The organism is Nonomuraea sp. 3-1Str (genome assembly GCF_031570565.1).
Lineage (GTDB): Bacteria > Actinomycetota > Actinomycetes > Streptosporangiales > Streptosporangiaceae > Nonomuraea.
Map to the genome: position 1 here is coordinate 120,159 of NZ_JALHBK010000011.1, position 21,524 is coordinate 141,682.

Below are 21,524 nucleotides of genomic sequence, written 5' to 3' on the forward strand. Positions count from 1 at the left end.
CCAGCGGAAACCCGTTTATTTCCTGGTTTTCACTGACATATTCACATTTGCACAACATCCGCGGTCAAGCTCCGAGAGCAGATCCGCCCGCGCCGCGTGTCGCCACCACGTACGCGCCGGCGTCCGTGAACCCCACCACCCGGCCGCCCTCCCGCATCAGACCGCCCAGCACGTCACGCACGGCCAGCCGCCACGCCTTGGCCGCGCCCGGGTCCCGCCGCCGGAGCGTCTCGATGTCGTGCGGCGTCGCCACCAGCACCACCGGCCCGTCCGCGCGCCCCCTCACCGGCCGCTCGTCCTCCACACCCAGCCCCACGGTGTACGGCGGGGGCGGCGTGTCGGCGGGCGGCCCGGCCAGGTCCCAGACCGTGACCAGCCGGTCGGACTCGTCGCCCTGGTTGATCGCGTCGGTCATCGTGCCGTAGAAGCTCTCCACGTACGCCTCCGGCCGGGCGCCGAGCTTGGCCAGGTTGAAACGGGCGTTGCGCCGCACCAGCGGATCGAAGGTCCAGCTGATCCGGTCCAGTCCGTGCTCCCGGCACCAGGCGCGCTGGTGCAGCTTGAGCGCGTACCCGATGCCGCGGCCGGCCCGCGCGCCGGTCACGTGCGAGTGCAGCGTGCGCTCCGCCGCCCGGAACCCGACCGACGCGCCCACCATGACGTCGTCCTGGTAGGCGGCGGCCACGTAGCCGCCCGCGTGCGCGAACGTGATCATCAGTTCGAGGGTGACGGGGGGATCGCCCGGACTGAAGTGCCAGATGTCGTCGAAGAGCCGGTAGACCTGCTGGAAGTCGCCGATCGCGTGCAGCTCCCGGACCACCACCCCGACCCGGGCCGCGGCCTCCTTCGCGTCCCGTCCGGCGGCGTCGCCCCCGGCCGCCGCCCGCTGCTCACCCATCACGCACGCCCTTTTCCGTCATGCCCCTGTGCCTCGTGCCGCTGTGCCTGATGCCCCCGTGCCTCATGTCGCTGTTCCTCACGCCGCGGGCCCCCATGCTCCTGTGCCCGGGTCCGCGCTCCTGCCCGCCGTGCCCCGGCTCTCGGCGTCACCGGCGGCTTCGGAGGCCAGGGCGTACCCGGCTCCCCGGCCGTCGGCCCGCCGTACCAGCCGCCCCGCCGAGACCCGTACGGCGCTCTCCGTCTCGTCGCGCACGGACGCCGTCCCGGCCGCCGCGGCGACGCGCCCGCTCTCGTCGCACACGACCCGCACGCCCGGCCACGCGCCCGGAGGCAGGGCCGCCCGCAGGTGCGCTCCCACGCGGGCCAGCGCGAACCGCGCCAGCGGCCCCAGCTCACCCGGGTCGCCCGTCACCACGACCACGGTGACCGGCAGTCCGGCGGGCGCGGCCCGTACGGCCTCCTCCAGCGCGGAGAGCCGGCGCAACCCGAGGAACAGCAGCAGCCCGTCGCCCCCCAGATCGACGGGCGTCCCCCGCAACGCGTCCGTGGCCGCCGGGGGCGCCCATGGGCCGTCCGCGGCGTACGGCTCCAGCGCCAGGACGGGCGGCAGCGGGGCGGGGCCGGGATCAAGCCCGGCGAGCCGCTCGCACGCCCGCACGAGATCCTCCCGTGCCTCTCCCGGCTCTGCCCACCCGTGACCGTGTCCGAGAACGCGCCCGTGCTCGCGCTCCTGATCGCGTCCGAGATCGTCCCCCTGATCGTGCCCCCGATCGTGCTCCTGATCGTGCTCGTGACCGGTGCTGCGACCGTCGGCAAGGCCGGAGGCGAGCGCGGCACGCTGGGACGCTCCCTGGAGCATGGTCAGCGCCGCCGCCGCCACCCGCACCAGCCGCCGACCGGGCCGCGCGTCGAGCCGCTCCATGGCCAGCCCGAGCAGCGTCGCGTACAGGGTCATGAGCTGCGCGAACGCCGACCGGCTCGCCTCGTCGGCCTGCACCTGCGGCACCAGCTCCCGCCACACGGCCGTCGCGCTCCCCGGCACGGGGTCGTCCAGCCATGCCCGCGCGACCGCTCCGAGCACCGCGGCCACGTCCCCGCCCGCTCCGGCCGCGGACGGGCGCCCGGAACGCGCGTCCCCCAAGAGCGGCCCGTCGGGCCCGTCGGGCCTGTGCGACCCGTCCGGTCGGTAGGCGTCGGCGAGGACGGAGAAGAACAGGGCCCGTTTGCCGGGGAAGTTCGAGTAGACCGCGCCTCGCGTGAGCCCCGCCCGCTCCGCTATGTCGTCGATCTTGACGTCGCGGAAGCCCCGCCCGGCGAACTCCTCACGCGCCGCGGCCAGGACGCGCGCCCGGTTGCGCTCCTGCGACTCCGCCCTCGTGATCCTCCCCATCCGCTCACGATATCGCCCTGGCCATCGCCCGGATCAGGCCCCCGATCAGGCCAGTCGCTCCCCGAGGAACCGGCGCAGGTTCTCCCCGATGATCTTGCTGACGTCCTTCTCCCGCAGGCCGCGCCGGAGCAGTCCCTCGGTCACCAGAGGCAGCCCCCGGGGTCCCTCCAGACCCGGGACGGCCGCCTTCCCGTCCACGCCTCGCGGGTCCAGGTCCTCGCAGCAGGGCGGGGTCAGGTCCTCCATGACCTCGCGGATGAAGTCGGGGCCGAGGCCGACGTGGTCGACGCCGGCCACGCCCACCACGTGTTCGATGTGGTCCAGCACGTGGTCGAGCGTCGCGGCCCGGGCGTCCTCGGTGAGGAAGGGGGCGAAGAAGTTCACGCAGATGACGCCGCCGGTGGCGGCCACGCCGCGGATCTGGTCGTCGGTGAGGTTGCGGTGGTGGTCGCGCAGCGCGCGGGCCGCCGAGTGCGTGGCCATGACCGGCTCGGTGGCCAGCTCCAGGACGTGGGCCACTCCCGGCGCGCCCAGGTGCGACACGTCGAACACCATGCCGAGCCGTTCCATCTCCTTCAGCGCGGCGACGCCGTGCGTGGTCAGGCCGCTGCCGGTCGCGTCCTCGCCGCTGCCGTCGGCCAGCGGCGTGCGGCCGAAGTGCGCGATCGAGGCGATCCGGACGCCGAGCCGGTACGCGGTCGAGATGAGCTCCACGCTCGCGTCCAGCCCCGGCATGCTCTCCAGCGCCAGGACCAGCGCGATCCGGCCCGACTCCAGGGCCTCCTCCACGTCGGCGGCCCTGAGGCAGAGCCGTACCTCCTCGGGGTTGCCCTCGGCGATCACGTGCGCGCACTCCATCATGCGCAGCGTCTGCCGCAGCGCCCCCTCGGGGCGGTACTGGTCGTCCACGAACACCGGCAGCACCTGGAGCCGGACCCCGCCCTCCCGGAGCTGCGGCAGCCACTGCTCGCGGAAGAAGGCGGCCCACCGCTCGGGCGGGCGGGCCGAGACGGCCATGAGGAGGTCGTTGTGGGCGTCCGCCACGACGGAACGGCGATGGAGGGATGAGGTCATGCACCGGACGCTACCGCCCACATCCCACCGAATCCGCGGGGTGCGTCCGCACCAGGCGGGTCAGGGGGCGGGGCGCACGTGCCGGTACGCGCGCCGCGGCGGGCGGGACGTCAGTCTGCGGTAGAGGGTGGTGGTGCCGGGCCAGTTGTTGGTGACCCGGCCGTCGGCCGTCTTGTACCAGCTGCGGCAGCCGTCCTGCCACACCATCCGCCCCATCGCGTCGCCGAGCCGCCGCCTCCAGGCCCCCATCGCCTCCGGCCGCACCTCCATCGGCCCGTGCGCGGACAGGTGCGGCAGGCAGGCCATGACGTGGTTCACCTGGCATTCCAGCATGAAGACGATCGAGTTGTGACCCAGGTTGGTGTTGGGCCCGTACAGCAGGAACAGACTCGGGAAGCCGGGCATCGAGATCCCGAGGTACGCCTCCGCGCCGGCGCCCCACCGCTCCGCGAGGTCCGCGCCGTCGCGGCCGGTGACACTCATCGGCGCGAGGAACTCGGTGCTCCGGAACCCGGTGGCGTAGACGATCGTGTCGGCCGGATGGAGCCCCTCGGCCGTCTCGACACCCTCCGGCGTGATACGGATGATCCTCTCGGTGACCACGTCGACGTTCGGCCTGGTCAGGGCGGGATAGAAGGCGCTGTCGATGACGACGCGCTTGCAGCCCGGCGGGTAGCCCGGGGTGAGCTTGGCGCGCAGGGCCGGGTCCGGCACCTGGCGATGCAGGTGCCCGAGGGCGCGGTTGCGCAGCAGGTCGGCGCTCCAGCCCCGGGCGAGGGCCGGGTACAGGGCCGCCTCGGCGTACCGGTAGATCCACTCGCGGTACGCCCGCTGCGCACCCGGCACGTACCGCAGGGCGAGCCTGGCCCAGGGGCCGAACGCGGCGTCGGGCTTGGGGATCACCCAGTTCGGGGTGCGCTGGAAGACCTCCAGCCGTCCGGCGGCCCGGGCGACGAGGGGGATGAGCTGGGCGGCGGACGAGCCGTTGCCGATCACGGCCACCCGTCTGCCCGTCAGGTCGTGGGCGTGGTCCCAGCGGGCGGAGTGAAAGGACGTACCCGCGAAGTCGGAAATTCCAGGTATGTCGGGGAGGTGGGGGCGGTTGAGCTGCCCCACGGCCGCCACCACCACATCGAACACCTCCACGGAGCCCTGTGCTGCGGGGGCGGGCGCCGCGGTGGCGGGCGCTGCGGCGTCCGGTACTGCGGAGGCGGGTGCTGCGGCCTCCGGTGCCGCGGAGGCGGGTGCCGCGGCCGGATGCGCCTCCGCGGGCTCCGCGGGCTGCGCTGGGGAAGCCGGCGCGGTGGTGACCTGCCATCGGGAGCCGTCGAAGTCGGCGCTCACGACCTCGGTATTGAACCGGATCTTCCGCCTGACGCCGTATTTATCGGCGCAACGATGTAAGTAGCCCAGAATTTCGGGCTGCTCCGCGTAGCGCCGCGTCCAGCTCGCGTACCGCTCGAACGAGTACGAGTACAGGTGCGACGGGATGTCGCAGCCCGCGCCCGGATAGGTGTTGTCCCGCCACGTCCCCCCGAGGTCGCCCGCCTTCTCGAACACCGTGTACGTCGTGATGCCGGCCCGTTCCAGCCGGATGGCCATGCACAGCCCGCCGAACCCCGCTCCGATGATCGCGATCCTGGGTGCCATCCACGCCTCCTCGAAGGATGAGGAACCAGCTCACGGTACGCCCGGCCCGTCCCGTACGACAGCCCTCGACGACCACGGCGGCGCCTGCTGCCAGGACTGCGACGTCGCCCGGCGGGCCCGCGGTCGGACCACGACATCTGTCGGGACGGGCCGGCGGGCGGCCGCCGTCGGGGACGGTCCGCCCCGCCGTTCCCGATAGTCTGCCCAGGTGGCTGCAGTGACGCTGGCAGAGGTGATCGAGGTGCTCGAGGCGGCCTACCCGCCCGCCCGGGCCGAGTCGTGGGACGCGGTGGGCCTGGTCTGCGGAGACCCCGCCCAACCGGTGCGGCGGGTGCTGCTCGCGGTGGACCCGGTGACGTCCGTGGTGGACGAGGCCGTCGAGTGGGGCGCCGATCTGATCGTCGTCCACCACCCGCTCTACCTGCGCGGCACCACCACCGTCGCCGCGAACACGCCCAAGGGCCGCCTCCTCCACACCCTGATCAAGCGCGACATCGCCCTCTACACCGCCCACACCAACGCCGACGTCGCCAACCCCGGCGTCTCCGACGCGCTGGCCCGCGCCGTCGGCCTGGTGGGCGACCTGGTGCCGCTGCAGCCGTTCCCGGACGACCCGTGGCGCGGCCTGGGACGCGTCGGCGAGCTGCCGGAGCCGGTGACGCTGGAGGAGTTCGCGGTCGCGGTGGCCGGCGGCCTGCCGAAGACGTCGTGGGGCATCCGTGTCGCCGGCGACCCGTCGCGCCGCGTGGCTCGCGTCGCCGTCAGCGGGGGAGCGGGCGACTCGCTGCTGGAGACGGCCCGCGCGGCGGGCGTCGACGCCTTCCTGACCGCCGACCTGCGGCACCATCCGGCCAGCGAGTTCGCCGAAGCGGGCGGCCCCGCGCTGATCGACGCCGCCCACTGGGCCACCGAGTGGCCCTGGTTGGACGGCGCGGCGTCCATCCTGCGCGGCGGTGGCGTTACCGTTGAGACGCGCGTCTCCGCCGCGGTCACCGATGCTTGGACAAAAGGATATTGATCATGAAAGCAGCCCCTGACGCCCAGAAGCGACTCCTCGACCTGGCAGAGCTGGACGCCGTCGTCGACCGGCTCGCCCACCGTCGCCGCACGCTGCCCGAGCTGGCCGAGATCGACGAGCAGTCCAAGCGCTACGCCAAGCTCGCCACCGAGGTGATCGAGGCCGAGACCGAGGCCGGCGACCTCGCCCGCGACCAGACCAAGGCCGAGGGCGACGTCGACACCGTCCGCGCCCGCGCCGAGCGCGACCAGAAGCGGCTCGACTCCGGCGCCGTGACCTCGCCGAAGGACCTCGCCAGCCTCCAGTCCGAGATCGCCTCCCTGCACCGGCGGCAGGGCGACCTCGAGGAGGTCGTCCTGGAGATCATGGAGCGGCGCGAGGCCGCCGACAGCAAGGTCACCGACCTGCGCGCCAAGGCCGACGAGCTGGCCGCCGCCCGTGCCGCCGCCGAGGACCGCCGCGACGCCGCGCTCGTCGAGATCGACAAGGAGGCGGGGGAGGCCCAGGGCCGCCGCGCCGCCGTCGCCGGCGACATCCCCGCCGACCTGCTCGCCCTGTACGAGAAGCTCAGGCAGCAGTACGGCGTGGGCGCCGCCATGCTGCGCGGCGGCCGTTGCCAGGGCTGCAAGGTGGCCCTGTCCATCGCCGAGATGAACCGCATCAAGGCCGCCCCCCACGACGACGTGGTGCGCTGCGACGAGTGCCGCCGCATCCTCGTCCGGACCGCAGAGTCGGGCCTGTGACGTCGTACGTCATCGAGGCAGACGGCGGCTCGCGCGGCAACCCCGGGCCGGCCGGTTACGGTGCCGTGGTCCGCGACGCCTCCGACGGCCAGGTGGTGGCGGAGGCGGCCGAGGCCATCGGGGTCACGACCAACAACGTCGCCGAGTACCGCGGCTTGATCGCCGGCCTGCGCGCCGTCCTCGGCGTGGCCGGTGAGGGCGCGGCCGTCGCGGTGCGGATGGACTCCAAGCTGGTCGTCGAGCAGATGGCCGGCCGCTGGAAGATCAAGAACGAGGGGCTGCGCCCGCTCGCCGTCGAGGCGGCCGAGCTGGCGCGGCGGCTGCGCGTGACGGAGTGGACGTGGATCCCCCGCGCCCGCAACACCCACGCCGACCGCCTGGCCAACGAGGCCATGGACGCCGCCGCCAAGGGCCTGCCCTGGAGACGCTCGGACTCCGCCGGCATCGAGACCGCAGCGGCGCCGCGCCCCGGAGCCGCAGGCCCGAGGCAGGGCGACCAGACGGACTTGCTCGACCAGCCCACCACCTCCCCCGGCCGTTCCGCCGGGGCCGTCTCCGACGACCTCTCGGCGCCCACGGCCTCCGTCGCCGCCGCGCAGGAGCGGCAGGGCGGCGTGCGGTCCCAGGGCACCGGCTGGGGCCCGCCCACCCGTGTGGCCACCTCCCTGCTGCTCCTGCGGCACGGCGAGACGCCGCTCTCGGTCGAGCGCCGGTTCTCCGGCCTCGGCGACGCCGAGCTGACCGAGCACGGCCTCGCCCAGGCCGGGGCGGCGGCCGAGCGGCTGTCCCGGCCGCCGTACAAGCTGGACGTCATCGTCAGCTCGCCGCTCGCGCGCGCCCGGCGCACCGCGCAGGCGGTGGCCGAGCGGACCGGCCTGCCCGTGGAGGTGGACGACGACCTCAGGGAGACGGACTTCGGGGCGTGGGAGGGTCACACGTTCACCGAGGTGCAGCGGCGGTGGCCGGAGGAGCTGACCCGCTGGCTGGCCGACCCCGGCACGGCCCCGCCCGGCGGCGAGAGCTTCACCCGGGTGGCCGAGCGCGTCCAGCGGGCCTCGGACCGGCTGCTCGAACGCTACGAGGGCCGTACGGTGCTGGTCGTCTCGCACGTGACGCCCATCAAGACGCTCCTGCGGCTGGCCCTGATGGCCCCGCCGGAGGCGCTGTACCGGATGCACCTCGACGTGGCCTGCCTGTCGCTGGTCGAGCACTACGCCGACGGCCGCTGCGTGGTGAAGTCGTTCAACGACACCGCCCACCTGCGATAGTCTCACGGAGACGAGCCGGCCGGGCGACCGCGTCGGGCCCCTTCACGGGGCTCGCCGAGGAAGGTCCGGGCTCCACAGGGCAGGGTGGTCGGTAACACCGACCCGGGGTGACCCGCGGGACAGTGCCACAGAGAACAGACCGCCTCCCGTCCGCGGGAGGTAAGGGTGAAACGGTGGTGTAAGAGACCACCAGCGCCCACGGTGACGTGGGCGGCTCGGTAAACCCCACCCGGAGCAAGGTCAAGAAGGGACGCTCTCCGGAGCGTCCCGCGCGCGACGTTCGAGGGCTGCCCGCCCGAGCCGCGCGGGTAGACCGCTTGAGGCCGCCGGCAACGACGGCCCTAGATGGATGGTCGCCCCTTCGGCAACGAAGGACAAAACCCGGCCTACAGGCCGGCTCGTCACTTCCACCCCTCTGATCAGGGGGTGAGGGTACATATTTCCTTCTTGCTTCTTGTTCCGGCTCTGTTCCGCCAGGTCTTTCGCGATCTCAGCGTCGATCGCGCCGCGCCCAAGGTCCTCGTCTTCCGGGAACAGGTGCCCGTACGTGTCGAACGTCTCGCTGACCGTCGCGTGACCGAGACGCCGCTGAATGCTCTTCGGGTTGAGGCTCGCCGCGATCAGGGTCGAGGCGTAGTAGTGGCGGAGGTCGTGGAACCGCGTCCCCTTGGGAAGGCCGGCCTTCTCGACGGCCTCGCCTTTTCTCGCTACCTGGCATCTTTTCCAGGAAAGTGGCGGATGATTATTCCCTTGGTTCAGCCCGGCTCTGACTGAGCGCTTCATCTGGCGGATATGCACGTGAGCCGGCGAGTTCCGCGCGCGGTTGAGAAGCGGGCAAGTCTGATCTGACCGGCATTCATATCCGTGTCGCCGCACACTGGGCCAAAATGGCCCGCATGCCTACCACACCCGAAGATCACGTTGAGACCGCACATTCCTCCCCGTCCAACGCCTACGACATGATCGCCGAGGGGTACGCGGCCGAGAACGACACAAGCCTCCTGAACGCGTACTACGAGCGGCCCGCGATGCTGGAGCTCGCCGGGGACGTGACCGGCCGGCGGATCCTCGACGCCGGCTGCGGCTCGGGTCCCCTGTTCTTCGCGCTGCGCGATCGAGGCGCCATCGTGACCGGCATCGACGCGAGTGCCGGGATGCTGGAGCTGGCCCGACGGCGGCTGGGCCCCGACGCGGATCTGCGGGTCGCCGACCTGGCCGGCCCGCTACCCTTTCCCGACGGCGCGTTCGACGACGTCATCGCGTCCCTGGTGCTGCACTACCTGGAAGACTGGGGACCGACGCTGGCCGAGCTGCGACGCGTCCTGAGGCCTGGCGGCCGACTCCTCGTCTCGGTCGACCATCCTTTCGTGATCCCCCTCATGCGTCACAGGGCCGGGGAAAAGCCCAGCTATTTCGGAACCCGTAACCGGATCGAAGAATGGACCATGGGTGGGCAGACCGCCCAGCTGAGCTTCTGGGACCGGCCGCTGCACGTGATGACCGAGGCCTTCACCGCGGCCGGCTTCCGCATCAGCGTCATCAGCGAACCGCCGTTTGTGCCGGAAGCCCGCGAACTGTTCCCCGAGGAGTTCCGCGAGATCGAGCCCCCTCGCACGAGGTTCCTGTGCTTCTTGTTCTTCGTTCTAGGTGCCGACTGACGGCGCCTGGTAACGATCAATTGTGGTGGTTGAGCGTTTCAGCGGGCGATTCCCGCCAACTGAAGTGCTCAGTCACACCGGCAGTTCTGGCCCGCACTCCTGAAGCTGCGGTGAACCGCTAAGCAGAGGAGTCCGGGGCCGGGGAGAGGTCAGCCTGCTTCGGCGGAGTCGAGATGGCGGGTGTCACCGAGGTCGACGACCGTGCTGGTCCAGCCGTTCCTGTGGCTTTCCTCCCGTCTCTGCTAGGCAAAGTGATCCGGCCAACTGCGGCGATGGGGGGGCTGAACCCGTCCCGTGATTCGTGTGGGCATCTGTCACTGGGACTCTCAGGGCCAGGACAGGGTGTTACATGCATCGCATACTGGGGCGATGGAGTCTTGGGAGTTCGGTCGGACGGTGCGCCGCTGGCGTGACCGGGTGGAGCCGGAAGTGGTAGGGCTGCCGACGAGCAGCCGACGCCGCGCAACCGGCCTGCGGCGAGAGGAACTGGCCGGGCTCTCCGGCATCTCGACTGACTACCTGACCCGGCTCGAGCAGGGACGGGCGACGTCCCCCTCCCCTCAGGTGGTCGAGGCGTTGGCCCAGGCGCTGAGGCTCTCCGACACCGACCGCGCACTCCTCTTCGAGCTCGCCGGCCATCGAACCCCTGGTCGAGGTGTCGTGCCGGCGCGGCTCACCGCCAGCGTGCAGCGTCTCCTCGACCGGCTGGCGGACACTCCGGTGGCCGTCTACGACGCGACCTGGACTCTCCTGGCCGCCAACGCCCCTTACGACGCGCTCATGGGCCTGACGACGGCGTGGCACGGAGTTGAGCGCAACGCGCTCTGGCGCAACTTCGTCGGTCCCGGCAATCGAGTCGTTCACTCGCCGCGGGAAAAGGCGGAGCTCCTGGCGGGACAGGTGGCCGACCTACGTCGTACGGCCGCACGGTACCCGGCAGACCGTCAACTACGCACGCTGATTCAGCGGCTCATCGCCCACAGCCCACACTTCGCCGAACTCTGGGAGCGTGATGATCCTGGGCCGGACCAGGAGCCGTCCAAGCGCAAGCTGGTCGATCACCCCGCGGTCGGACCGATCAACCTCGACTGCGATGTCCTCTTCGTCGCCACCGATGACGTGAGACTCATGGTCTATACCGCCGAGCCCGGCACCGAGGATGCCGAGCGCCTGGCTCTCGCCGTCGTCCTGGGCAACCAGCAGTTGGTCGAGTAGATACGACGGCGGCCCAGGCCGGCTGATGCTGGCTCTGGCAGTCCTACGAAAACCGGACGACTGGTTGGCCCGAGGCGACTGCCCAAGAGTTGTGGGGTGACTCAAAAGAACCCGCACAGCACGTCGCCCGACCGGGCGTGGATCATCACTGGGCCGACGTCCGGCATCGGCCGGCGTACCGCTTTGGAGATGGCCGATCACGGCACTGTCGTGCTCGTCGGCCGAGACCGGGCGCGGCTCGGCGGGGTCGAACGGGAGATTGCCGCGATGGGCGGCCGGGCAGCCTCGGTCGTCGCTGACTTCTCCGACATCGCGAGCGTACGGCGCGCGGCCTCGGAAATCGTCGCCCTCGGCCTGCCGATCGCCGGCTTGCTCAACAACGCCGGCATCATGCCGCTTGAGGCCCGTACAACGTCGCACGGCTGGGACCTGACGTACACCACCAACCACCTCGGCCCCTTCGCGTTCACCGAGGCGCTGCTCCCTCATCTGCCGGACGGCACCCACGTGGTGTTCGTATGTTCCGCCGTCGAGGACCCCGAGCGCCGGCCCGCCGTCGTTGCCGGCTTCCGTGGCAGTCGCTACATCTCTGCCGAGGCCAGCGCTCGTGGCGAGTGGGAACCGGGCGGGGCGTCGCGACCCGGTCTGGATGCCTACGCGACCTCGAAGCAAGGCAACCTCGCCACGGTCCTGGCGTTCGCACGTGAGACCCCCCGGCTGCGCTTCAGCGCGGTCGAGCCAGGCTTCAGTCCTGGCAGCGGCCTCGGACGGGACGCGGGCACCGTGGCTGTGTTCGTGTCGAGGTACGTCCTGTCGCCGATCGCCCCCCTCGTCAAGTACTGGAGCACCCCGAAGCGAGCCGCTCGGATGATCACTCGAGTCCTCACCGACGCCACGGCTGTCACCGGCGTCTATTACGACGAGAACGGCAAGCCGATGGTCGGCTCAGTTCAGGTGAACGACCCTCAGTTCAGCGACCGGGTCGTCGCCGAGACGCGTGCTCTGCTCGCCACCGTCCCGAGCGCCGAGTGACCGCGCAGTTCGCGTTCGTCGCCGGCGTTCCCTCCGGCATTCGGCCGGGCCTTGTCACCGCCTCGGCCTGCGCCGGCGTCCACGGGCCGCCTCAGTGAGCGGCACAGCACGCCTACGGCGGTGGCGGAGAAGCTTGGCGAAGAAGCGTCCGATGCGCTTCGGCCGAACCCCTTCGCCGGGATTCGCTTCCTCGGTGATCGCGGGTGTGGAAGGGTGACGGCTCATGGCCTGGCTCCTGATGTAGGCAGGTTGCCGGGTCATGGGCCGGGGTTCGGTGTTGGAGTCATCGGGCCCCGGCCGCTTGTTGGTTTCGCGTGGAAGGCGCTGCGGGAACGCTGCAGCGGAAGGGGCCGCGGGCACGCTGCATAGGTGCGCGGCTGAGTGTTGTCGGACCTGTCTGGACATGGCCGCGTCTTCGGGGGAGTGGCCGGATGCCGGGGGACGGGCTCTTTCGAGGAAGCTCAGCACAGAAAGTGACGGCGATCAGGTCTTAACAGAATGCGTTCGTACGATTACTCTCGGCTTACAAACTCTGTCCAAGGAGAGCACAATGAGAGTTTCCCCCCGCATAGTCGCCGCGGCCACCGCAGTCCTTGTCGCCGGTGGCCTGCTCACTGCTGCCCCGCCCGCCAACGCCGCGACCGTTACAGAGTTCGTGTATGTGGTGAACAACCTGTCGGAGAGGCTGGTGGTCCACGTAGGAGAGACGAACGCAACGTATGGGCTCGCCGCCGGTGGCGAGCATTGGCTCAATATCAGGGCTCCCTGGGTCGGCAACCAGGGCGAGATGGGCAAGAGCATCACCATCCAGCGGGGCACACGAACCATCTACTGGGTGTTCCAGGACTACTGGAACGCCCAGGATCAGATCAAATACAGCACGACGAACAGCTACGAGCAGAGCGTCCCCGTCGCTGGTAAAAGTACTGGCGGTGGCGAGAGGAGACTCACCATCGTCGTGAACGGCTCACTGTTCATAGATGATTGATGGCGTTTCCGAGGGTCGGGTGGCGTCGATCGATCGGACGGCTGTTCCGTCGTTCCCGAGGTGCTGGTGTCGGGGCGGGAGCTGACGGTGCAGGGTTCGCCGAGACGGATGGCGTTGCCGTCGTGGCGGCCGTCCGGCGGGAGCTCGTTCACGCGGGGTAGGCGTGGGTCTCGGTGGCCTTGACCGAGGCCCAGATCTGCTGGCCGGGAGTCAGGTCGAGGTCGGCGACGGCGGCGGGGGTGATGTCGGCGAAGGCGGTGATGGGGCCGTCGAGGTGTACGCGGACGTTGTCGCCGTGCCGTTCGATGCCGTCGATGCGGGCCTGCCACAGGTTGCGCGGGCTGCCGTCCGGGCGCGTTCGGTAGAGGGCGACGGCGGCGGGCGGAAAGGCGACGAACGCGGGCCCGCCGAGCTGCTCCGAAGTGTGCAGCGGCAGCTCGCCGACCTTGACCCGGGGGCCGTCGGCCACGCCGCGATACAGGTTGAGCCCGACGAGTCGGGCGACGTAGTCGGTGCGGGGACGGCGGGCGACCTCGGCCGGGGTCCCCTGCTGCACGATGACGCCCTTCTCGATGACGATCAGCCGGTCGGCCAGCACCATCGCGTCCAGCGGATCATGGGTGACCAGGACGGTGACGCCGTCGAAGTCGGCCAGGTGGCGGCGCAGCTGGGAGCGGATCTCCAGCCGGGTGTGGGCGTCGAGCGCGGCCAGCGGCTCGTCCAGCAGCAGCAGCTCGGGCCGCACGGCCAGCGCGCGGGCGAGCGCGACCCGCTGGGCCTGGCCGCCGGAGAGCTGCCGCGGCTTGGCGGCGGCACGGTCGGCCAGGCCGACCCGCTCCAGCAGGGCGGCGGCGGTGCGGCGGGCCTCGGCCTTGGACACGCCCTGGCAGCGCGGTCCGAAGGCGACGTTGTCCAGCGCCGTCAGGTGCGGGAAGAGCAGGTAGTCCTGGAAGACCATGCCGATCGGGCGGCTCTCGGCGGGCAGCGTGTGCAACGGCCTGCCGCCCAGGCGGATCTGACCGCCGGAGGTGCGGGCGAGTCCGGCCAGGGCACGCAGCGCGGTGGTCTTGCCCGCGCCGTTGGGGCCGAGCAGCGCCACGACCTCGCCGGGGGCGACCTCCAGGGCGATGTCGAGGGTGAAGGCGGGCCTGGTGACCACCAGCCGGGCGTCGAGGGTCATGACGCGCCCACCCACCGGTCGCGCAGGCCGGCCAGGATGATCACCGAGACGGTCAGCAGCATCAGGCTGAGCACGATCGCCGCCTCCGGCTCGGTCTCCAAGGCCAGGTAGACCGCCAGCGGCATGGTGCGGGTGGTACCCGGGAAGTTGCCGGCGAACGTGATCGTCGCGCCGAACTCGCCCAGCGCCCGCGCCCAGCACAACACCGCCCCGGCCACCACGCCCGGCATGACCATCGGCAACGTCACCCGCCGGAAAACCGTCCAGCGCGAGGCGCCGAGCGTGGCCGCGGCCTCCTCGAACCGCTGGTCGGCCCCCCGCAGCGCGCCCTCCACGCTGATCACGAGGAACGGCATCGCCACGAACGCCTCGGCGACGATCACGCCCGCCGTGGTGAACGGCAGCGTGATCCCGAAGGTGGCATCCAGCCACTGCCCGACCAGCCCGCGCCGCCCGAGCACCAGCAGCAGCGCGACGCCGCCCACCACCGGCGGCAGCACCAGCGGCACGGTGACCAGGGCCCGGACCAGCCGCCGCCCGGGAAACGACACCCGGGCCAGCAGCCAGGCCAGCGGCACCCCGAGCAGCAGGCACACGGCTGTGGCGGTGGTGGCGCAGACCAGCGACAGCCGCAACGCCTCCAGCACGTGCGGCTCGGCCAGCCGCCGCAGCAGCGTGGACCAGGGGGCGCGGATCAGCAGCCCGGCCAGTGGCAGCACCAGGAACGCCAGTCCCACCAGCGCGGGCACGACCAGCATCCACGGCAGCCGCCCGGAGACCTCGCGGCCCGCGGCCGGGCTCCCGGCCGGCCCGCCACGCGGACCCGCCGAGCCGAGCTGTTCCGGCGCAGAGGAGCTCATCCGGGATCAGGGACCCTCGAAGCCGGCCTTGGTCAGCACGTCCTTGCCCTGCCGCGACAGCACCAGGTCGACGAACTGCTTGCCCAGGTCACCCGCGGGCCCATCGGAGAGGGCGGCGATCGGGTAGTCGTTGACCGCCTTGTCCGCCTCCGGGAACGCGATGCCCCGCGCCTTGCCCGCCGAGGCGATCACGTCGGTCCGGTAGACCAGCGCCGCGTCCACCTCGCCCAACTCGACCTTGGTCAGCGTGGCCTTGACGTCCTGCTCCAGCGTCACAGGCTTGACCTTGAGCCCGGCCGCGTCCAGCGCCTTGACCGCCGCCGCCCCGCACGGCACCTGCTCGGCGCACAACGCCACCTTCACCCTGGGATCGGCCAGGTCCTTGAGCTCGTCCACCTTGGCCGGATTGTCGTTCGGTACGGCGATCTGCAGCTTGTTGCGCACGAACGTGGTCGGCGAACTCGCCGGCGTCGCGTCGGTGACCGTCTTCATCGTGGCCGGGCTCGCCGCGGCGAACACATCCGCCGGAGCCCCCTGGACGATCTGCTGGGCCAGCGTCGCGCTGGAGCCGAAGTTGAACCTCACCGTCGTACCCGGGTGCTCGGCCTCGAAGGACCTGCCGAGCTCGGTGAACGTCCCGGTCAGCGACGCGGCCGCGAACACCGTCACCTCCTTGACCCCGCCACCGTCGGCCGGCGCCGACGAAGCCGGGGCCGCGGACGTGGCCGGTGCGCCGGAGCCGCAACCGGACAGGCCCGCCAGCGCGAGCGCGACGGGCAGGGCGATCGTCCATCGGGAGAGACGCCTGAACACCAAGGGGGCTCCTCACACATGACCGGCCACGCGCTCGTGACCGGGAACCTCCACGACGACGTTGGTGGACTTGATCACGGCGACCGCCACCACCCCCACCTCCAGGCCCAGCTCGTCCGCGGCCTGGCGGCTCATCAGCGACACCACCCGGAACGGCCCGGCGGCGAGCTCCACCTGTGCCATCACCGCGTCGCGGATCACTTCGGTGACGATCCCGCGAAAGCGGTTACGCGCCGAGGAGCGGCCACCATCGCCGTCCTCCTCGATCTGCGAGCGGGCGAAGGCGGCCAGGTCGGCGCCGTCGATCCGCCGGTGGCCGTGCTCGTCCCGCCCGGCCCCCAGCCGGCCCGCGTCCACCCACCGGCGGACCGTGTCGGAGCTGACCCCGAGCAGAGCCGCGGCCTCGCTGATCCGAAACGTCGTCACAAGCCCTCACGATACCTGCCGCATATGCCAGCCTGGAGAACTGGCTGCCCTCGTATCAGCGGCATGATTCAGTGCTCCGCCATGGCATGCACGAGCCGGCGTCACGACCCTTGGTGTCTCCCGCCGCGGGCTGCTGACGGAAAAGTCCCGAAGGCTAGAATGGACAGTCACTCGCTGAGGCGGTGATGGCGGCGATGGGAGTTTTCCAGGCTGGGAACGGACTGAGGACGCGCCACGGAGGACATCGTCCCGGGAAAGCGCGCCCCGTCCGTGGCGCTGCGCTCGCCTCCTGCCTCGCCCTTTCGATCGCGAGCTGCTCAGGCACATCCGGGCCGACGACCGTGGCGCTGTCGGACACGTCGACCGGGCCGGCCCATGCGTCGCGGCCCGGCACGCCGACCGCCACCCCCTCTCCACCGGGGCGGCCGGCGCTGAAGCGCATAGACCCCGCCGCGTTTCAGGCCGTCGTGGCCGCCGCCGCCAAGAAGCTGCTGGTCCCCGGGGCGGTGGTCCTGCTACGCACCCCGCAGGGGAGCTTCGTGGCGACGGCCGGCACCACGAAGCTGGGCGCGCGGACGCCGCCGGACGCGGACACTCATGTCCGGATCGCCTCCAACACCAAGACCATGACGGCGGCGCTGATCGTGCTGCTCGCCCAGGATGGCAAGCTCCGGCTCGACGACCCGGTGTCCGCATACGTTCCGGATGTGCCCAACGGCAGGAACATCACCATCGCCGAGCTGCTGAAGATGCGCAGCGGCCTGGACAACTACACGGACGCGCCCGAGCTGGCGGCGGCGCTGGATGCCGACCCGACGAGGGTCTGGACACCGCAGGAGGTGTTGGCCATCGCGTTCCGGCACCGGCCGCAGTTCCCGCCCGGCGCGTCGTACAGCTACAACAACACCAACTACGCATTGCTGGGTCTGATAGCCGAGAAGGCCGGTGGGCGCCCATTGGGCCGGCAATTCCAGGACCGACTGTTCGGCCCGCTCGGGCTGCGGCAGACCTCGCTTCCCGCCGCCGACGACAATTCCCTTCCCGACCGCCACTCGCACGGCTACATGTACGGCGGATCCTCCTACGGGATGGTCGACAAGCCGTACCCCGCCGGCATGCGGGCCGCCGCACGGAAAGGAACGCTCCGGCCCGTCGACTACACCTACCAGAACCCCTCCTACGCCACCGCCGCCGGTGGGGTCATCTCCACGGCCGACGATCTGGCCACGTGGATCCGGGCACTGGCATCCGGCAAGGTCCTGGACGCCGAGTACCAGCGCCAATGGCTGCGCAGCCGGCAACCCGAGGACCCGGACACCCCCGATGGGCAGCAGTACGGCTACGGCATCACCTATCAATGTTTCGGGCCGAGAGCGTCGATGTACTACCACGGCGGCGAGCTTCCGGGCTTCAACTCGTTCATGGGTTACGACGCGGACAACGACGTGACGCTCGTGATATGGACGAACCTGACCCTGTCGCCCGACGGCAGGACCACGGCGAACGCCCTGCTGCCGACAGTTCTCGACGAGGTCTACGCCGGGCTGTCGTTGTCGCCCACGCCCTCCCCGGCCACCACCAGGTAATGCGGTCCACGGTGTGCCCCGCCGGGACCCATGACATGCGCCTGCGCCGGATACCCGCCAGATGGCGGGCAACATCCGCCATGTCGCGGTCGAATCATCCGTCCGCCCCCGCCCATGATGATGCACAGCGCCGCCGAACGGCTGTGACGCCCCGGAGACCGGAGGGACTCATGAGCACCGACCCGCCTTCCCCCCAGACAGGCTCCACCGTGGGCGCGCCGCCGCCGTTCGACCCGGAGCTGGCGGCGGCGCTGCCGCTGATCAACGAGCACATCCCCCCGTCGATCACCACGGACGTCCTGAGCACGCTGCGATCCGGGGCGGCAGAGGCGGGCTTCACCATCCAGACCGACCTCACCAGAGGAGGGGCGTTCCACGTCCAGGAACGGACGGTGCCCGGCCCTGCCGGCGACCCCGACATCTCCCTGCTGGTGTGCCGTCCGGTGGGAGCGGACACGCCGCTGGCCGCGCTCTACCACACGCACGGCGGCGGGATGATCGTCGGCGACAACCGCGTCGGCATGGAGGAGCTCCTTGGATGGGCGGCTGAGCTGCGGCTCGTGGTCGTGTCGGTGGAGTACCGGCTCGCACCGGAGCACCCGCACCCCGCGCCGGTGGAGGACTGCTACGCGGGCCTCGTGTGGACCGCCGAGCACGCCGAGGAGCTGGGGATCGACCCCGAGCGCATCGTCGTCGCGGGCGCCAGCGCCGGTGGCGGACTGGCCGCGGCGCTCGCCCTCATGGCCCGCGACCGCAAGGGCCCGGCCCTGGCCGGCCAGCTCCTCATATGCCCGATGATCGACGACCGCAACGACACCCCCTCCGCCGTGCAGATGGCCGGACTGGGCGTCTGGGACCGCGTCAGCAACCACACCGGCTGGACGGCACTGCTCGGCGAGCGGCGCGGCGGGCCCGAGGTGTCCCCGTACGCGGCCCCGGCGCGCGCCGACGACCCGTCCGGCCTGCCACCGGCGTTCGTCGACGTCGGCTCGGCGGAGACCTTCCGCGACGAGGCGGTCACGTACGCCTCACGCATCTGGCAGGCCGGCGGACGGGCGGAGCTGCATGTGTGGCCGGGCGGGTTCCACGGGTTCGACGGGATGGTTCCGCACGCCGCCATCTCCCAGGACGCCAAGGCGGCCCGCCTCCGCTGGCTGCGCCGCCTCCTGAGCGCCTGACGACGCTCGACCCGCCCGGGGACGACGACGTCCGGTCAGGCGGGGGAGCGGAGACCCCGGACGGCCGCGGTGATCCCCTTCTTGTCGTAGCTGCCGGTGGGCATGGTGGCGCCGTGAGCGTGGCGGATGACGCCCTGGGAATCGACGAGGATGCTGCCCGACTGCTGCAGCGAGCCGAAGACCTTCCTGCTCAGGCCGATCATCTCGTGCGGGGTGTCCCGGCGGCCGACGACGACGGGGAACGGGATCTGGCGCTTGACCTTCCACGCGGCCGCTTCCTGACGGTCCTCGGGAACTGCGACAAGCACCTGAACGTCGTCGGCCGCCAACTCGTCGCGGCACCGGACGAGGTCCTGGACGTGCCGGTTGCAGATCGCGCACGACGTGGACCGCATGAAGTAGATCAGCACGGCATGACCGCCCCGGTGGTCGGACAGGCGGACGGTCCGGCCGTCGGTGTCCTCCAGCAGCAGGTCGGGCGCGGGTGATCCGGTTTCGAGCATGGCGGGACTTCCTCTTCGAACTCGGGTTGTGGGAATGCGGTCTACACAGGCCGGGCGGTGGTGGGTCCGGAGTCATGCGGGCCTTCGGCGGGGCCGGTCATGCCGCCCAGGCTGAGCCGGAGGCTGGTGCGGGCCCGGTGCAGCTGGGACTTCATCGCGGCGTTGCTCAAACCGAGCGACTCCGCGACTCTCCGCCCCGGGTAGCCCAGTACGTCCCGCATGATCAACACTCTGCGCTGGACATGGGGCAGCTCCTGGATCGCCTGCGCGACGCGTTCGGCTTCCAGGCGCTGGATGGCCTCGTCCTCGGCCGACGTCGCCAGACCGGCTTCGGCCTCGTCATCGCGCTCGATCAGCACGTGCGCGCGGCGCAGGCACTCGTTCCGGACGATTCTGAACATCCACGATGCCAATGCCCCCGTGGCGCGCAGTGAGCCGATCTTCCGGTAGAGGATGATCAGCGCTTCCTGCGCGGCGTCCTCGGCATCCTGCGGGGACGCGCAAAGATGCTCCGCGAAGCGCCGCACGTGGGAATGGGCGCCATGGAGCACCGCAGTGATCGACTCGCGATCGCCGGCCTGCGCCGCCTTGATGAGCTGCGTGCTCGCCCAAGATCGGTCAGCCACGTCCACGCCCTCGCTGTCGCCGGAACCAGATCCTGACGAGCGCCTGCCGCATCGCCGGCATCACGACGTCACCCATCCCCATCTCCTACCTCAGTGTGGCCATCACCTCATAAGAGGCCCCCGCACCGCGAAAGGATTCGCCGGAATCCGAGCTGATCTCGCCGGGCGCACACGGAGCGGCCCGACGGCGGACCTCAGCCCAGTCCGTTTCCCTGGAGCGGAGCCGCTCCTCCATCAAGGTGAGGCAGAATGAGCCGATGAAGGACCTCGTGGGGCGAGTATCCGCGCTCGATCCCGACGCCGGGGCGGCCGTCAAGGTCATCGCCTACTTCGACCGGCTCGGCGAGACGCGGGCCGGCCTGGAGGCGATCGTCCGTGCGGCCGCCGTGCTGGCCGGCTGCCCCACCCGCCTCGTCGACGACGAGCGCCATCTGCGCATCCGAGCGCTGCCCGACGGGCGGCACGAGGACGCCGCCACCCCACCCGATCCCGGCTGGCCGACCGAGCAGGTACGGAGCGGCTCGGCCCGGCTGTGGCTGGAGCGCCCGACGCCTGCCGGGCCCATCGACGCCATCGTGCTGGAACGGGCCGCCGTCGCGGCGCGTGGCGTCCTGGACCGCGCCTGGGGCGGGGCGGCCGGCCGCGCGCCACGCGAGGACCCCGCCCTGGTGGAGTTGCTGCTCAACCCGGGCGCGTCCGACCAGGCCCGGCTGCGCGCCGCCCGCACCCTCAAGCTGGAGGAGAACGCGCTGTTCCGAGCCGTGGCCGTGGCCGGCGGCGCCGCCCGGATCGAACGGAGCACGACAGCGCCCCCCGAGCCGGGCACCCGCCAGGGGCCGCCTGAGCGGCTCGGGGTCGGCCGTGCCGTTCCGGTGCTGGAGCTGCCCGGGTCGTTCCGCTCTGCGCGTCTGGCGTTGCGGCTCACGGCCGAGGGCACGGAGCAGGACCCGGGCCCTCGGGTGGTGTACGCGGACGACCTGGGTGCGCTGGAGCTCCTGGCCGCGGCGGTGGACCCCGGCGGCCGGCAGGACGTTCCCGACGTCCGGGCGCTCGACCGCGCCGGCGCGGCGGCGCCCTGGATGCTCGCCACGCTGCACGCGGTCGCCCAGGCCGCGAGCGTGCGGTCCGCCGCCGGGGAGCTGACGATCCACCACTCGACCCTGCTGGACCGCCTGACCCGCGGCGAGCACCTCCTGGGCTGGAACGTGCGCACCCCTCAGGGGCGGCTGCGGCTGCAGTTGGCCTTCGCCGTACGACGCCTGCTCCGTCACCCGGACCCGCGAACGCCCTCACCACCGGCCCCGGCCCCCGCCTGACGGCACGCCGGACAAGCGGATCACCGTACGGGGGGCACGCCGCAGAGACGGGTCGTCATGCGGACGGGTCGTCGTGCGGACGGGTCGTCGTGCGGACGGG

At 71.6% G+C, this 21,524-nt stretch carries 20 protein-coding genes, 1 other RNA gene and 1 pseudogene; 11 read left to right on the forward strand and 11 right to left on the reverse strand.

Annotated elements, in window-relative coordinates; genetic code table 11:
• Positions 1–64: 64 nt before the first annotated feature.
• The 4 genes from MTP10_RS19465 to MTP10_RS19480 all read right to left on the reverse strand — a co-directional run bounded on the left by MTP10_RS19465 (position 65) and on the right by MTP10_RS19480 (position 5,014).
• Positions 65–898 (reverse strand): GNAT family N-acetyltransferase, encoded by an 834-nt coding sequence (locus tag MTP10_RS19465; protein WP_310710898.1) that lies wholly within the window; start codon positions 896–898, stop codon positions 65–67.
• Positions 899–976: 78 nt separating this feature from the next.
• The gene (locus MTP10_RS19470) at positions 977–2,290 is read right to left on the reverse strand and encodes a helix-turn-helix domain-containing protein (RefSeq protein ID WP_310710899.1); all 1,314 of its coding nucleotides are present in this window, start codon (positions 2,288–2,290) and stop codon (positions 977–979) included.
• A gap of 45 nt (positions 2,291–2,335) precedes the next feature.
• Complete coding sequence (locus tag MTP10_RS19475; RefSeq protein ID WP_310710900.1) at positions 2,336–3,364, reverse strand: dipeptidase; 1,029 nt, start codon at positions 3,362–3,364, stop codon at positions 2,336–2,338.
• Positions 3,365–3,424: 60 nt separating this feature from the next.
• Positions 3,425–5,014 carry an NAD(P)/FAD-dependent oxidoreductase gene (locus MTP10_RS19480; protein WP_310710901.1) on the reverse strand — a complete coding sequence of 530 codons (1,590 nt, stop codon included), beginning with the start codon at positions 5,012–5,014 and terminating at the stop codon, positions 3,425–3,427.
• 217 nt (positions 5,015–5,231) lie between these two features.
• On the opposite strand from MTP10_RS19480, the gene MTP10_RS19485 reads away from it, so the two are divergent.
• From MTP10_RS19485 to rnpB, 4 genes are all read left to right on the forward strand, one after another.
• Positions 5,232–6,032 (forward strand): Nif3-like dinuclear metal center hexameric protein, encoded by an 801-nt coding sequence (locus MTP10_RS19485; RefSeq protein WP_310711008.1) that lies wholly within the window; start codon positions 5,232–5,234, stop codon positions 6,030–6,032.
• Between the two features lie 2 nt (positions 6,033–6,034).
• A complete protein-coding gene (locus MTP10_RS19490) occupies positions 6,035–6,775 on the forward strand; it encodes a C4-type zinc ribbon domain-containing protein (RefSeq protein WP_310710902.1) in 741 nt (246 codons plus the stop codon).
• The gene (locus MTP10_RS19495) at positions 6,772–8,043 is read left to right on the forward strand and encodes a bifunctional RNase H/acid phosphatase (RefSeq protein ID WP_310710903.1); all 1,272 of its coding nucleotides are present in this window, start codon (positions 6,772–6,774) and stop codon (positions 8,041–8,043) included. Before MTP10_RS19490 ends, MTP10_RS19495 begins: the two co-directional genes overlap by 4 nt.
• A gap of 11 nt (positions 8,044–8,054) precedes the next feature.
• Positions 8,055–8,448, forward strand: an RNA gene (gene rnpB / locus MTP10_RS19500) — RNase P RNA component class A.
• Positions 8,449–8,634: 186 nt separating this feature from the next.
• Here the strand turns inward: rnpB and MTP10_RS41980 are convergent.
• Positions 8,635–8,826: pseudogene (locus MTP10_RS41980) on the reverse strand (hypothetical protein); the annotation flags it as partial.
• Positions 8,827–8,930: 104 nt separating this feature from the next.
• Here MTP10_RS41980 and MTP10_RS19510 point away from each other — a divergent pair.
• From MTP10_RS19510 to MTP10_RS19525, 4 genes are all read left to right on the forward strand, one after another.
• Positions 8,931–9,701 (forward strand): class I SAM-dependent methyltransferase, encoded by a 771-nt coding sequence (locus tag MTP10_RS19510; protein WP_310710905.1) that lies wholly within the window; start codon positions 8,931–8,933, stop codon positions 9,699–9,701.
• 369 nt (positions 9,702–10,070) lie between these two features.
• Positions 10,071–10,916 carry a helix-turn-helix transcriptional regulator gene (locus MTP10_RS19515; RefSeq protein ID WP_310710906.1) on the forward strand — a complete coding sequence of 282 codons (846 nt, stop codon included), beginning with the start codon at positions 10,071–10,073 and terminating at the stop codon, positions 10,914–10,916.
• A gap of 96 nt (positions 10,917–11,012) precedes the next feature.
• Positions 11,013–11,948, forward strand: a complete 936-nt coding sequence (locus tag MTP10_RS19520; RefSeq protein ID WP_310710907.1) for an SDR family NAD(P)-dependent oxidoreductase — start codon at positions 11,013–11,015, stop codon at positions 11,946–11,948.
• A gap of 550 nt (positions 11,949–12,498) precedes the next feature.
• Entirely contained in the window at positions 12,499–12,936 is a 438-nt protein-coding gene (locus tag MTP10_RS19525; RefSeq protein WP_310710908.1) for a hypothetical protein, read from the forward strand.
• 148 nt (positions 12,937–13,084) lie between these two features.
• Here MTP10_RS19525 and MTP10_RS19530 read toward each other — a convergent pair whose 3' ends face one another.
• The 4 genes from MTP10_RS19530 to MTP10_RS19545 are packed head-to-tail and all read right to left on the reverse strand — an operon-like array spanning position 13,085 to position 16,215.
• Entirely contained in the window at positions 13,085–14,116 is a 1,032-nt protein-coding gene (locus MTP10_RS19530; protein ID WP_310710909.1) for an ABC transporter ATP-binding protein, read from the reverse strand.
• The gene (locus MTP10_RS19535; protein WP_397334480.1) at positions 14,113–14,976 is read right to left on the reverse strand and encodes an ABC transporter permease; all 864 of its coding nucleotides are present in this window, start codon (positions 14,974–14,976) and stop codon (positions 14,113–14,115) included. Before MTP10_RS19535 ends, MTP10_RS19530 begins: the two co-directional genes overlap by 4 nt.
• A 6-nt stretch (positions 14,977–14,982) precedes the next feature.
• Complete coding sequence (gene modA / locus MTP10_RS19540) at positions 14,983–15,792, reverse strand: molybdate ABC transporter substrate-binding protein (RefSeq protein WP_310710910.1); 810 nt, start codon at positions 15,790–15,792, stop codon at positions 14,983–14,985.
• A gap of 9 nt (positions 15,793–15,801) precedes the next feature.
• On the reverse strand, positions 15,802–16,215 hold the full coding sequence (locus MTP10_RS19545; RefSeq protein WP_310710911.1) for a helix-turn-helix transcriptional regulator: 414 nt from the start codon (positions 16,213–16,215) through the stop codon (positions 15,802–15,804).
• A gap of 467 nt (positions 16,216–16,682) precedes the next feature.
• Here MTP10_RS19545 and MTP10_RS19550 point away from each other — a divergent pair, with 467 nt between their 5' ends.
• Positions 16,683–17,801 carry a serine hydrolase domain-containing protein gene (locus MTP10_RS19550; protein ID WP_310710912.1) on the forward strand — a complete coding sequence of 373 codons (1,119 nt, stop codon included), beginning with the start codon at positions 16,683–16,685 and terminating at the stop codon, positions 17,799–17,801.
• Between the two features lie 170 nt (positions 17,802–17,971).
• A complete protein-coding gene (locus MTP10_RS19555) occupies positions 17,972–18,979 on the forward strand; it encodes an alpha/beta hydrolase (RefSeq protein WP_310710913.1) in 1,008 nt (335 codons plus the stop codon).
• Between the two features lie 35 nt (positions 18,980–19,014).
• Here the strand turns inward: MTP10_RS19555 and MTP10_RS19560 are convergent, their stop codons facing one another.
• Both MTP10_RS19560 and MTP10_RS19565 read right to left on the reverse strand, forming a co-directional pair.
• A complete protein-coding gene (locus tag MTP10_RS19560) occupies positions 19,015–19,482 on the reverse strand; it encodes a redoxin domain-containing protein (protein ID WP_310710914.1) in 468 nt (155 codons plus the stop codon).
• A gap of 41 nt (positions 19,483–19,523) precedes the next feature.
• Entirely contained in the window at positions 19,524–20,114 is a 591-nt protein-coding gene (locus MTP10_RS19565) for an RNA polymerase sigma factor (RefSeq protein WP_310710915.1), read from the reverse strand.
• A gap of 251 nt (positions 20,115–20,365) precedes the next feature.
• Here MTP10_RS19565 and MTP10_RS19570 point away from each other — a divergent pair, with 251 nt between their 5' ends.
• Complete coding sequence (locus tag MTP10_RS19570; protein WP_310710916.1) at positions 20,366–21,424, forward strand: helix-turn-helix domain-containing protein; 1,059 nt, start codon at positions 20,366–20,368, stop codon at positions 21,422–21,424.
• Positions 21,425–21,524 lie beyond the last annotated feature (100 nt).

Coding starts and splice junctions, on each gene's coding strand:
- MTP10_RS19465 (WP_310710898.1), bottom strand. CDS start 898: ATGGGTGAGCAGCGGGCGGCGGCCGGGGGCGACGCCGCCGGACGGGAC.
- MTP10_RS19470 (WP_310710899.1), bottom strand. CDS start 2,290: ATGGGGAGGATCACGAGGGCGGAGTCGCAGGAGCGCAACCGGGCGCGC.
- MTP10_RS19475 (WP_310710900.1), bottom strand. CDS start 3,364: ATGACCTCATCCCTCCATCGCCGTTCCGTCGTGGCGGACGCCCACAAC.
- MTP10_RS19480 (WP_310710901.1), bottom strand. CDS start 5,014: ATGGCACCCAGGATCGCGATCATCGGAGCGGGGTTCGGCGGGCTGTGC.
- MTP10_RS19490 (WP_310710902.1), top strand. CDS start 6,035: ATGAAAGCAGCCCCTGACGCCCAGAAGCGACTCCTCGACCTGGCAGAG.
- MTP10_RS19510 (WP_310710905.1), top strand. CDS start 8,931: ATGGCCCGCATGCCTACCACACCCGAAGATCACGTTGAGACCGCACAT.
- MTP10_RS19515 (WP_310710906.1), top strand. CDS start 10,071: ATGGAGTCTTGGGAGTTCGGTCGGACGGTGCGCCGCTGGCGTGACCGG.
- MTP10_RS19525 (WP_310710908.1), top strand. CDS start 12,499: ATGAGAGTTTCCCCCCGCATAGTCGCCGCGGCCACCGCAGTCCTTGTC.
- MTP10_RS19530 (WP_310710909.1), bottom strand. CDS start 14,116: ATGACCCTCGACGCCCGGCTGGTGGTCACCAGGCCCGCCTTCACCCTC.
- MTP10_RS19535 (WP_397334480.1), bottom strand. CDS start 14,976: ATGAGCTCCTCTGCGCCGGAACAGCTCGGCTCGGCGGGTCCGCGTGGC.
- MTP10_RS19555 (WP_310710913.1), top strand. CDS start 17,972: ATGAGCACCGACCCGCCTTCCCCCCAGACAGGCTCCACCGTGGGCGCG.
- MTP10_RS19560 (WP_310710914.1), bottom strand. CDS start 19,482: ATGCTCGAAACCGGATCACCCGCGCCCGACCTGCTGCTGGAGGACACC.
- MTP10_RS19570 (WP_310710916.1), top strand. CDS start 20,366: ATGAAGGACCTCGTGGGGCGAGTATCCGCGCTCGATCCCGACGCCGGG.